Raw genomic sequence first — 11,711 nt, forward strand, 5'->3', positions numbered from 1 at the left:
AGATACAAAGCCACCCAAGAGTTCACACTCCCTCGGGAGATCCCAAGCATTTCGGCGACTTGTGTCCGATTGTAGCCACGCAAGAAGTGGTGTAACGCCAGATAGCGCGTTCTCATCCTCGAATCGCGGGCTTTCTTGGCAAGCTGCTTGAAATCGCTGGAAGTATGCATCGTCGGTGCTCGGGTCACTAATCAAAGCACCATTAGATCAAACTTTTAGTGCTATTGGTATAACCCGCGTTCAACGCAACCAGACCAAGCCAATGCGCTCCGCCAACAACGAGAACGAACTCGCAGCAGATCAAACCATTACATCAACGATGTCACGCTCCTTAGTTCATTCTTGCCAAATTAGCTCACAAATACAGCAAAGCCCACCACCCCGCAGCGTTGCAAATTACCTGCGAGACTGTCATGTTTTAGCAACAACACTCTACCCACAAGCACGGAAGCAGGGCCTTTGACTGAAAGTATTTATGTCCCGGAGAGGTCACATGTTCCGTCCGTTTGCCCTATTGCTTGTACTCGCCTGGCCCGCCGTGGCGGTCGAGCTGTTACTGTCTCACGCCCCACAGCGTGCCCCTGCCCTGCCCTTAGCAGGACAACAGGTGGATGAATCGATCTACGTCTTTGTCGATCCCCCCCATGAGATCGCCTATATCGACTTTTCCATCGATGGCCGCCCACTGCAATTTGAAGAATTTCCTCCCTGGGATCTGACCGGCACCGATCCTCAGGGCAATGCCTACCCGTTTGATACGCAAGATCTCAGCGAAGGCCGCCACACCATCAGCGCCAACGTCACCCTACTGGACGGCAGCCAGGTCCAACTCAACGCCGACTTCAACGTGGCGAATCAGCCTGCCGCGCTCTATCTGTCCGAGCCGGTGTTGTTTCTGACCGCGTTAAATGAGCAGGGGATCAGCGAGGAGGTCTTGCTGACGGAATCCAGCGGCGCCAACTTGCCCTACACCCTGGATTACTATGCCGACTGGTTAACCATCTCCGCCAACAGCGAGGCGACCCCGGACGTGTTAACCGTTGAAGCCGATCCCACCGGCCTGATCCCAGGGCTATACGATGCCGAGGTGTACATCGATGTGCCTGGCTATGCACCGCAGATCTTGCAGATCACGTTTGCCGTCGGCGATATCTGAATGCAACGAGGCGGTCGCAGTGCAAGCCACGCCCACGGTCGCCTCGTGATACAACAATGGAACGTAAAAACAATGTCATAACTCGGCTCAACGTGAGGTGCGGTACAGATCCGCCATGCGGACATAGGCTACAATCAAACCAGGTTCAACGGCTACCACTGCATTGTTTTGAGGTTACGTGTCAGAAATTCATGTCAAACAGGAGGAGGCACTCTCACTCAAGTTCATTCACCAAATGAAGGAGGGGGATCACCGACGACTCGATCTCTACTTCTTATTACCCAAAGAGATGGGAGTGAATCCGCAGAGCTTAGATCCACAAGATTATGCCCACAGCGCCATCAGTGGCCGCCGCTCCTACTACTCGACCGGATTACACCTGCCCTTGGTGCAAGGTCGCTTCGTTAGCTTGAACAAACGCACGTTAGAAGAGTTCCGGCTTTACCTCAACCTGTTCGCCTACCAATTTGCCATCGCCATCGAAACCGACAGCAAAGAGTTGGCGCAGCAGGAAGATCCCGAGCGGTTCTACGCTGCGCTAGCCGAACTGAGTGACATTGTGGCCCAACTGCTCAAGAAGTTTCGCCGTAACGAGCCCAGCGAAGAAAAGTGGAAACACTATTTCGAAAATTCAGACAACTACCTGTCGTGGTTTTGTGAGCAGCGGCTACTGAAGTTGATGTCTCATGCGCCCCGCAGCAGCGAATACAGTGAGGTGATCGAGCAGGTCATCACCCTCTGTCGCCATGAGCGACAATACCGTGACAGCAAAAAGTACAACTCGGCGCAAACCCAAAGCGATCCCAATCGGATCTCCAATAAAATGCTCCTGCTGCGTCGCTTGATCCAACAAGGGGTCGTCCTCAAGGAGGAAACCAAGACCCTCGGGGTGGGCTTGAAGAAACTGACCACCGGCGTGACCACCGGCATCATCATGTTGGTGGTGTCGTCGCTGATCATCAAAGCGCAAGGGGTACTGAGCGGATTAACCCTGGCATTGGTGCTGACTTTGGCCGTTATTTACGCCTTTCGTGAGATCTTCAAAGACGACTTTCGCAACGCATTATGGCGGATCATTCAAAAGGGCCGGCCACGCTGGAGTCGAGTCCTAAGAGATACCACCAGTCAGGCGGTGATCGGTCGTCAGTTGATCTGGATAGACTTTATCAAGAAGAAAGATCTGCCCAATGGCATTGATGAGATCTTAAAGCGGCGTCACAGCCAAAACAAAATTGACTCGGACATTCTGCATTATGGGATCAGCTCGCGCATTGCGCAGAAAGCGTTCTTAGCGGGCTACTCCACCCTGCAAGAACAGGTCAATATCAGCCTAATGCCCTTTGCCCGCTACCTCGAGCGGGGTAAAGCCAAGATCTATAAAGAAGCCGAGGGCAAGATCAGCAGCGAGTCGGTTGAGCGCCGCTACCAGATCAATCTCATCTTGCGGCTGAGCGAAGGCAGCCAGAGCCCCCGCTATGCGCGCTACAAGATCACCATGAACCGCTCCAACATCATTGATATCAGCGAAAGCACATTGCCCGATGGTGTCGACAAGATCGAGCCACCACCAGCGCCAGCCGAAAGCCACGATGACCTGTCACTGTCGCAGGACGGCAGCAAACAGCCGCAGTCATAACGAACCCGCGCGAACCCAGACGGTGCCCGCGCTGGCACCCGTGTACCGTCTCGGCTAACCCAAGGTTTTCTTAAAGCGCAGCGACGCCAGCAGCAGCCCCAATACGGTAAATCCAGCCAACCAGCAGAGATCGGCGCTAAGATCCGCCAAACCGGCATCCCGCAATAAAATGCCGCGGACTCCGCGCATATAATGCGTGGCGGGCAGCAATTCAGCGATCCACTGAGCCAGATCCGGCATGCCCTCATAGGGGAACATAAAGCCGGAAAGCAGGATCGAGGGCAGCAAAACAAACACCGTCATCTGCATCGCCTGCAACTGATTGGTCGCCACGGTGGAGATCAACAAGCCCAGCGTCAAACTGGCCGAGATAAACAGCAGGGTGAACAGCAGCAGATCCCCGCCCTCGCCGCCAAGCGGCACCTGGAAGATCCACTTGCCCAGGCCAAGAATAATGGCCACCTGCAAGAAACCGAGGAACACATAGGGCACGATCTTGCCCAGCATCAGCTCTATCGGGCGGATCGGGGTGGTGATCATCAACTCCATATTGCCCCGCTCATGCTCGCGGACGATCGCCAATGACGTAAACAGCACCATAGTCATGGTCAGGATCACCGCCACCAAGCCCGGCACGATGTTCACCGCCGTGCGCTGCTCTGGATTAAACAGCAGCGCCACCTCAAACGTCGGCTCTGAGCGATTGGCCGGCTGCTTGATCAGATCATGAAGCGGCATCGCGCGCAGCCCCTTGATCGCCCCGGCCACCACATTATCGGAGCCGTCGACCAACCACTGGGCGACCGGCCGGCTCAACACCTGCTCGGTCGATCCCGGCGTTGCCAGCCCCAGCGCAGGATGCCGGGCGAGGCGCTGCGCGACATCGTGGGGGATCACCAATACCGCGCGGACATCACCGCGGATCAACGCCTGCTCGCCCTCCTGAACGGTGGCGTACTCCTGGGTGAGATCCACCACCTGGGTAGCCGCGACGGTTTGCTGCAGCGCGCGGCTCAGGCCAGACTGGCTCTGATCCACCACCGCCACCGGGATGTGGCGAATGTTGGTATTGATGGCGAAGCCAAACAGCAGCAGTTGGATCAGCGGGATCATCACCACCATGCCAAACGTCATTCTATCCCGGCGCAATTGAGCCAACTCTTTGCCGATCACTGCCCAGATCCGCCTAACGCTGTTCATTGCCGTCCCTCGCCGGTGCAGATCACAAACACATCCTCCAGACTGGGCCGCACCAGCGTCGCCTGCGCGATCGGCGACAGCCCCCGCTGCTGCCGTAGCCAGATCAGCGGCTCAGTGATCGTGCTGTCGATCAACACCCGCAATCGAGCGCCCAATTGCGCTGCCGAACGCACCGGGACCAGTCGAAGCAACTGCTGCTTCAACCGGCGCAGATCCTGACCCTCCAGCTCGATCACCTGCACGCCCATTTGCGCCATCAACTGCTCTGGGGCGCCATCCGCGCGTTTGCTGCCGGATTCCAAGATCGCCAGTTTATGGCACCGCTCCGCCTCATCCATATAGTGGGTAGACACCAGAATGCTGGTGCCCTCATCGCACAGATCAAACAGCTGCTCCCAAAACTCCCGTCGATTTTCCGGATCCACCGCCGAGGTTGGCTCATCTAAAAACAACAGCTTGGGTTTGTGGATGATCGCCGCAGCCAATGCCAAGCGTTGCCGTTGACCGCCGCTGAGACTGCCCGCCAACTGCGCCTGACGTTGATCCAGCCCAAACAGGCGTAAAAGCTGATCGATCCGTTGTCGTCGCTCGCGTCGCGATAAACCATAGATCTGCGCCATAAACGTCAGGTTTTCTCGCACCGTCAGATCACGATACAGCGAGAAATTTTGCGTCATATAGCCAATGGTTCGCTTCAGCTTCTCCGCGTCCCGCGGCAAAGCGTAACCCAACACCGACAGCGTACCGGCACTGGGCCGCAGCAAACCGGTCAACATCCGAATGGCCGTGGTCTTGCCACAGCCATTCGGGCCGAGAAAACCATAGATGGTGCCGGGGGCGATCTGCAGATCCAGCTCGCGGATCGCCCAAAAGTCACCAAACTGTCGCCCAAGCCCTTGCGCTTCGATCGCCCACTGGCTCACGGCTGCACCTCCGGTAACTGCACCTGTGCGGGTACGCCACTGGGTAAGCTGGCGGCGTCCTCGCCCAACGCCACCTCAGCCAGATACATCAGCCGACTGCGCTCGCTTTGATTGAGCGCATAATAGGGCGTAAACGCCGGCTCATTGGCGATCCAGCGCAGCCGGCCCTGCAGGGGTTGCGCAACGCCATCCACCGCCACCATCAGCGTGTCGCCCACCTGGACTGACACTCGGTAGCGCTGGGGAACATAAACCCGGGCGTAGGGCTGCTCGCCGACCAACAACACCGCCAACGGGCTGCCGCTGCGCACCCGCTCGCCCAGATTCCAGGGCAAACTGTCCAGCCAGCCATCCCGCGGCGCCGTCAAGGTGAGATCCGCCAGCCGCTTGCGCTCACTGGCCAAGGACGCCTCAGCCGCCGCCAATTCAGCGCCGGCCATGCGCAGATCCTCCTGTCGCGTGCCGTTGGTCAAGGTCAACAGCGCCTCGCGCGCCGCGGTCAAGGTAGCACTGGCCGCATCACGGCTCGCTAAGGCATGATCCACATCCGCTTGGCTGATCAACTGCTGCCGTTGCAACTGGCGTGCCCGCGCATAACTGGACTCCGCCTCCTGCAGCGTCGCCTGAGTGCCCGTTACCTGCGCCTGCGCCGCTGCGACCTCCTCCGGCCGTGCGCCATTACGCAACTTGTCCAACTGCGCCTCAGCCCGCTCCACTTCCGCCAAAGCGCGGGCCACCTGTGCTTGTTGTTGGCGATCATCCAGCTGGACCAGCACCGTGCCTTGCCCCACCCAAGTGCCGGCCATCACAGGCAATGCGACGATCACCTCATCCACCGTCGCCGGCAAGGTCACCCGCTCCCGCTCCAAGGTGCCCAACGCCACGTGCTGCTCCGCCGGCGCACAGCCGCTCAGCCAGCCCGCTAGCCCGACCAAAATCGCAAATCCCACTGCCCTCATGCGGCCATCCGCTCCCGTCCTATCCGCGTCCTTTGAGTATATGCCCTTATGGCTGTTCATCTAGCGCAAAAATAAATCACACCGTTGAAAATGAACGAAAAAATGAGACAGGGGCGATTGACAAAAGGCCGATAAATCCAGAAGGTGTAGGGCCGCTCGCCGCCGAAGCCGAGCGGCACCAGACAAGGCCCGACACAAGTGATACTGGGCCGGACGCCCAGAGGCCAGATCCGCAGCACTGGATGGCGTCGGCCATCCCGCGACACAAGGAGAGTGAACATGCGGCTAGCGCCCCCACTGCAACCGGGAGATCAGATCGGCTATTTTTCGCCCTCTTCACCCGCCACAGCATTCGCCCCCAAGCGAACGGCCCGTGCCCAAGCGTTTCTGCGCAGCAAGGGCTTCGAACTCGTGCCCGGCGCGCTAACCGGCAAGGCGGATCATTACCGCTCCGGCACGGCACGCGAACGCGCCGAGGAGCTCAACGCACTGATCCGCGATCCGCAGATCCGCTGCATCATGGCCACCATAGGTGGCAGTAACAGCAACGCCCTGCTGCCCTACCTGGATTACGCCGCGCTTAAGGCCGACCCCAAGATCATCATTGGCTATTCGGACGTCACTGCCTTGCTGCTGGGGATCAGCGCGCAAACGAATTTGGTGACCTACTACGGCCCGGCACTGGTGGCCTCATTCGGCGAGTTCCCCCCACTGGTGGATCAAACCTTCGCCAGCTTTGCCTCTCTGCTATGCCAGCCTGCGCAGGCTCCCTACTACTACCCGTTACCGCTGCATTGGACCGAGCAGCGCATCGAATGGGAACGTCAAAGCCACGCCAAGCAGACTCGAAGTAATGAATGTGAATATCTGGGCAGCGGCAAACTTCAAGGCCGCTTAATGGGCGGCAACCTCAACACCATCGCTGGGATCTGGGGCAGCCCCTATATGCCGGCGATCGAACGGGGTGACATCCTGTTTATCGAAGACAGCATGAAGGATGCGGCCACCATCGAACGCAGTTTTGTCTTCCTAAAGCTCAATGGCGTGTTTGACAGGATCAAAGCCGTGATCCTCGGAAAGCATGAGCTGTTTGACGATCTCGGCACCGGTCGCACACCACTCGATATCCTGCATGAGGTGCTCGATGGACAACGCCTGCCCGTCGTCAACGGCTTCGACTGCAGCCACACCCACCCGATGTTCACCCTGCCTTTGGGTCTCGATGTCGCGATCGACTTCGACAAACAGCGGATCAGCCTAGAGCAGCCCTGGCTTGCCAGCGCACAGTCCCACCTGAGTGCTACTGTCACGACCTTGCCGTTGCCTCAAGCGGTATAATGAGAGCGTTATAATGCCGTAGTTCGAAGAAAAATGCCTTTCAAGGGACTGAGCATGAAGAAGATATTAATAGAAACGCCTCGGCTGCAGCTGCGCCATTTCACTGAGCAGGACGCTGACGCCGTACTGGATTTTAGCCGCGATCCGAACGTCACGCGCTATACCGGCGATCAAGGCGTTGTCCAAAATCGAGCCGATGCACTCAAGGTGATCCGCACCGTGTGGCTGGCGGAGTACCAACGCCATGGCTTTGCCCGCTACGCCTTGATCCACAAAGGCGACGATCGAGTGATCGGCTTTTGTGGGGTAAAGTTCGAAACCGAGCTGGACGAAATCGACATCGGCTACCGCATGCTGCCGCAATACTGGGGCCAGGGCTTGGCCACCGAAGCCGTACAAGCCACACTCGATTACGCCAGAGCTCAGCTCGGGATCGAGCGCATCGTCGGCGAAGTCGCCGTACAGAACATTGCGTCACAACGCGTACTGCAAAAATGTGGCATGAAGCTCGTCAAACGCTATCAGCGAGGGGAAGAACTACTGCTGTTTGTCTACGATGAACCGCTCGAACCGCTATAGCTCGGTCACGTGCTCTCCGAAGTACCAGACCTTACGGAATTGCCCCTTATCACGGCATGAGATCGCCTTGATGTTCTCGATCAACACTTCATCCGACAATATCGTACGGCCAACGTTATAGATCAACAGCTCAACGGGAGCCGACACCGCATAGCGCTTCATGATCTTTCTTCGATAGGTTGCCGAGGTATAATCCTTGACCTGCTCAACGTCCGGGAGCTCAGCTTGGCGCGCTGACGCAACCGCCTTCGCCACATCCTCCGAGCACGCCTCCGTTAACTCGAAATAGACCAACTCACCATTCACGCGACATTTCAGATCCGGTTTACCTTCGTGCGGCGACTGCTTAGCCACCTCAGTACAATGCCACCCCGCAACCTCAGCAAACCGCCGGAAGATCCCGATCTCCACCTCACCTTTCTCAGATTCAGAAGCCATCCGTTATCTCCACAGGTTTCTCCAGCGACCGTTCGCGCCCGCCAGAACCGACCACTTCAGTTTGGCTCCTAACCAAGAAACAGGCAAAACCCCGCCTGCATGACCGATGAGCCCAACGCCCCACTACAGTGGCAACTGATCAGGCGGGTGAAGTACTTCATGAACAACGCCTCACCATTCCCGGGGGGCGGTCATGGATTGCAGAAAGAGGAGCACAATTGGGATCCGTTATTTAGCGCTCGATGTAAGGTCCGATCCACACCGGCGGCTCACTGAACCTCAGCGTCTCCAACTCGACAAGCTGCTGTTGCGTCAGCGTGATCCGCCCTTACCCGTCGCCTCGCTGAGAGACGTGACGCTGATCGGTCATCAGGCTGTCCGGGGCAAGTTGCACCACGATGCCGCTGACGTCCGGTTGCAGGAAGTTTTTATATAGACACCCACGTTTCAAGTGAACTCCACTCAAACCAACTACGCTTTGTGGACATTCAGATCGGAGCACATCATGGCAACCGCGCGGCGATCGCAAGTCAGTTTGCAAGACACCCCCTACTATCACTGCGTTACACGCTGTGTCCGGCGCAGCTTTTTGTGTGGTGATGACCCATTCACCGGCAAAAGCTATGAGCATCGCCGCGACTGGGTAGAAAAACGGTTGCTGGCGCTCAGTCGCGTATTCGCCATCGAACTGTGTGCCTTTGCCGTGATGAGTAACCATACCCATGTGGTGCTTCGGGTCGATCGTGAATTGGCGTTGAATTGGACCGTTGAACAGGTGTTGGAGCGCTGGCATAGCTTGCACAAAGGTACGATACTCACTCAGGGTTACATGGCGACAGAGCGACGGAAAGAGCTCAGCGATGGCCAAATTGACATCGTGCTGAAAACCGCCGAACAGTACCGACAACGGTTGTTTGATTTGAGCTGGTTTATGCGTAGCCTCAACGAGTTTATCGCCCGTGAAGCCAATCGAGAAGATGGCTGTACCGGCCGGTTCTGGGAAGGACGATTTAAGTCTCAAGCCCTACTGGATGAAGCCGCAGTGTTATCTTGTATGGCCTACGTCGACCTCAACCCCATTCGCGCTAAGATGGCGCAAACACCTGAGCAATCCAATCACACCAGCATTCAGCGGCGTATTCGCGCAGCAATATCCGGCAAACAGCCACCCGAGCTAGCCCCATTCACCGCTCCGGACAACTGCGACATGTCGCAAGGATTGGCGTATGCCGTTAATGACTATTTGGAGTTGGTTGAACAGACCGGCCGCATCATTCGTGACGACAAACCGGGCCACATCCCCGACTCGTTGCCTGGGATGCTCCAACGCCTGCAGATAACCCCCGCCAACTGGCTAAAGCTAACCACCGAATTTGAACGAAAATTTACCCGTGCCGCAGGCCGAGAAGCCGCGTTACGAGACTTTGCCGAGCATACCAACCATCAACGTGCGCACGGCATTACCGCAGCTAGGGACCTGCTAAATAGCGCTTAGCGTTGCACAACACCCCGCCCTACAACCCAACGCCTTCACTGGATAACGCGTCACGCCCAGCGTTCACTTATCCACCACAACGACACCGACTTTTCCCGCAAAATACACAAGTCTGGAGCTTTTTCTCGGATCCGAGATGGCTTTTGCCCTGCGCGAAGGCGCTATTTCAAAGCTAACCACCAACATAGTTATATTGGGTGCCTATTTAAGCACCAATATAGTTACATTGGGTGCTGTGATGGACGCCCCACCTAAACGGCGTCGATGCGCCAGAATTAAGTTTGTACGCTTAATTCGATAGGCATTAAGGAGCGTCCATCATGAACATTAAAGTTGCTGGTCTAGATTTAGCCAAGAACGTTTTTCAACTTTGTATTCTATCGTCTGAAAACAAAGTCATTTCGAACAAAACGATCACACGTTCCAAACTACAGGATGCGGTTCGACAGCTGCCTCGAGGTACCCTAATTGCGATGGAGGCTTGTACTTCAGCGCACCACTGGGCCAGAGCCTTTTTAGCGATGGGACATGAACCCCGCATCATCCCAACTCAGCATGTAAAAGCGTTTTGCCGAACACAAAAGAACGATGCCACCGATGCACTGGCTATCTGCGAAGCGGCTTTCAGACCCGACATTCACTTTGTCCCCATCAAGACTTTGGCCCAGCAGGACATCAAAGCCATTCTCTCGATTCGAGACCGAATGGTTGTGCAACGTACTGCGCTGGTCAATCAAATACGCGGCATCGCCGCTGAGTACGGCGTGGTCTTTCCGCAAAGGCTCGATAAGCTTAAGGCGTTCCTGCCGGAGGCACTTGAGGATGCGGACAATGAACTCACGGCAATTGCGCGTCGCTTACTTCGAGATCTTGCTGATGACCTTCGCTTGATGTCAGAGCATTTGGGCTGCCTTAACGATGAATTATCAACGCTCGTTAAGCAGCAACCGCAGTGGCAAGCACTCTCATCCATTCCAGGGTTAGGCCCAGTTATCATCTCGTCACTATTGGCAGAGGTCGGGGATGGCAGTCAATTTAGCAACGGGCGACAGATGTCGGCATGGCTTGGCTTGGTGCCGAGACAGTCCAGCTCTGGCGGCAAAACTCAGCTAGGAAAAATCAGTAAGAACGGCAATCGACGGCTACGAACCTTGGTGATCCATGGCGCACGCAGCGTGATCCGCTGTGGGGCAAAAAAGGAGAATGCCCTCGGTCGTTGGCTCAAGCAGCTCGTCGCCCGGCGTGGCAAGAACAAAGCTACTGTGGCGCTAGCGAACAAGATGTGCCGGATAGCCTGGAGCATCCTAACACGTGGTGGCAGCTACGATTTGAGTAAAGCATTTCATGCCATCTAACAGGTAAGTTGAGTTGCAACATTAGGTAAGCAAAACCACTCGAGAGCAATGCAACACTTTGATGAACAAACGGTCATTCCTGCTTCGCAAGAGCCTGGCTTAGACGAGGATTGAGAAATCCGTGTGGGTGTTAAGGCGGCGAAGTACGGAACACATCAAGGCGCGGAGGTGAAACTCACCTCCACCGAGACGCCGGATATATGTCAGCATGCCGAACAATCATCAAACACCTTGCGCTTTCGAGGGCGTCCATATATGTCTATTTAAGTATTTACTTTCAAGTAACTCTAAAATATGGCCATGACCGATAAGAAAAGAAGATAACCTAACCTTTTTACCGGATTTGAATTTGAGAACGTACCAATTCATGCTTGAGCTAAACTTAACCGACTCTATATTTGACCATTGTTCTATCTTACGGCCAGTCCAAGGTGTGTAAAAGTTAATTTGATCATCATCATATTTCCCTTTTACTTTGAAATATTCGCCAAAGCAATAAAATGCACCTAAATAACTGATCCTAATTGTGCTCCACTATCTGCAATCCATGACCACCACCCGGGAATGGTGAGGCGTTGTTCATGAAGTACTTCACCCGCCGGATCAGTTGCCACATGTGCTTGCATCGATGA

Annotated in this window: 12 protein-coding genes; 6 read left to right on the forward strand and 6 right to left on the reverse strand. The window is 55.9% G+C overall.

Going from position 1 to position 11,711, the window contains the following annotated elements; all coding sequences use genetic code 11:
* Positions 1–170: helix-turn-helix domain-containing protein (locus ABEA08_RS22035; protein ID WP_425557353.1), on the reverse strand; the 170-nt coding region annotated here is incomplete at its 3' end.
* A 323-nt stretch (positions 171–493) separates the two neighbouring features.
* On the opposite strand from ABEA08_RS22035, the gene ABEA08_RS09770 reads away from it, so the two are divergent.
* Both ABEA08_RS09770 and ABEA08_RS09775 read left to right on the forward strand, forming a co-directional pair.
* Complete coding sequence (locus ABEA08_RS09770) at positions 494–1,156, forward strand: hypothetical protein (RefSeq protein ID WP_345335103.1); 663 nt, start codon at positions 494–496, stop codon at positions 1,154–1,156.
* A 178-nt stretch (positions 1,157–1,334) separates the two neighbouring features.
* Positions 1,335–2,792, forward strand: a complete 1,458-nt coding sequence (locus ABEA08_RS09775) for a hypothetical protein (protein WP_345335104.1) — start codon at positions 1,335–1,337, stop codon at positions 2,790–2,792.
* Between the two features lie 54 nt (positions 2,793–2,846).
* Here the strand turns inward: ABEA08_RS09775 and ABEA08_RS09780 are convergent, their stop codons facing one another.
* Genes ABEA08_RS09780 through ABEA08_RS09790 form a run of 3 tightly spaced genes read right to left on the reverse strand, consistent with a single transcriptional unit; the run spans position 2,847 to position 5,874 of the window.
* Positions 2,847–3,992, reverse strand: a complete 1,146-nt coding sequence (locus ABEA08_RS09780) for an ABC transporter permease (protein ID WP_345335105.1) — start codon at positions 3,990–3,992, stop codon at positions 2,847–2,849.
* Complete coding sequence (locus tag ABEA08_RS09785) at positions 3,989–4,915, reverse strand: ABC transporter ATP-binding protein (protein WP_345335106.1); 927 nt, start codon at positions 4,913–4,915, stop codon at positions 3,989–3,991. The genes ABEA08_RS09780 and ABEA08_RS09785 overlap by 4 nt, the downstream gene beginning before the upstream one ends.
* Positions 4,912–5,874: an HlyD family secretion protein gene (locus tag ABEA08_RS09790; protein ID WP_345335107.1), complete on the reverse strand. Its 963-nt coding sequence runs from the start codon at positions 5,872–5,874 to the stop codon at positions 4,912–4,914. The genes ABEA08_RS09785 and ABEA08_RS09790 overlap by 4 nt, the downstream gene beginning before the upstream one ends.
* Positions 5,875–6,153: 279 nt before the next feature.
* On the opposite strand from ABEA08_RS09790, the gene ABEA08_RS09795 reads away from it, so the two are divergent.
* Both ABEA08_RS09795 and ABEA08_RS09800 read left to right on the forward strand, forming a co-directional pair.
* Positions 6,154–7,212 carry a S66 family peptidase gene (locus tag ABEA08_RS09795; protein ID WP_345335108.1) on the forward strand — a complete coding sequence of 353 codons (1,059 nt, stop codon included), beginning with the start codon at positions 6,154–6,156 and terminating at the stop codon, positions 7,210–7,212.
* A gap of 54 nt (positions 7,213–7,266) precedes the next feature.
* Complete coding sequence (locus ABEA08_RS09800; RefSeq protein ID WP_345335109.1) at positions 7,267–7,791, forward strand: GNAT family N-acetyltransferase; 525 nt, start codon at positions 7,267–7,269, stop codon at positions 7,789–7,791.
* Here ABEA08_RS09800 and ABEA08_RS09805 read toward each other — a convergent pair.
* Together ABEA08_RS09805 and ABEA08_RS09810 are read right to left on the reverse strand one after the other, a co-directional pair.
* The gene (locus tag ABEA08_RS09805; protein WP_345335110.1) at positions 7,786–8,229 is read right to left on the reverse strand and encodes a hypothetical protein; all 444 of its coding nucleotides are present in this window, start codon (positions 8,227–8,229) and stop codon (positions 7,786–7,788) included. The two genes, ABEA08_RS09800 and ABEA08_RS09805, sit on opposite strands and share 6 nt — an antisense overlap.
* 328 nt (positions 8,230–8,557) lie before the next feature.
* Complete coding sequence (locus ABEA08_RS09810; protein ID WP_345335111.1) at positions 8,558–8,680, reverse strand: hypothetical protein; 123 nt, start codon at positions 8,678–8,680, stop codon at positions 8,558–8,560.
* Positions 8,681–8,734: 54 nt separating this feature from the next.
* On the opposite strand from ABEA08_RS09810, the gene ABEA08_RS09815 reads away from it, so the two are divergent.
* Together ABEA08_RS09815 and ABEA08_RS09820 are read left to right on the forward strand one after the other, a co-directional pair.
* On the forward strand, positions 8,735–9,724 hold the full coding sequence (locus tag ABEA08_RS09815; protein ID WP_345335112.1) for a transposase: 990 nt from the start codon (positions 8,735–8,737) through the stop codon (positions 9,722–9,724).
* Between the two features lie 320 nt (positions 9,725–10,044).
* Complete coding sequence (locus ABEA08_RS09820) at positions 10,045–11,079, forward strand: IS110 family RNA-guided transposase (RefSeq protein ID WP_345335113.1); 1,035 nt, start codon at positions 10,045–10,047, stop codon at positions 11,077–11,079.
* The last annotated feature ends 632 nt before the right edge of the window (positions 11,080–11,711 follow it).

The sequence above is a fragment of the Ferrimonas pelagia genome (assembly GCF_039543565.1).
GTDB classification, from domain to species: domain Bacteria; phylum Pseudomonadota; class Gammaproteobacteria; order Enterobacterales; family Shewanellaceae; genus Ferrimonas; species Ferrimonas pelagia.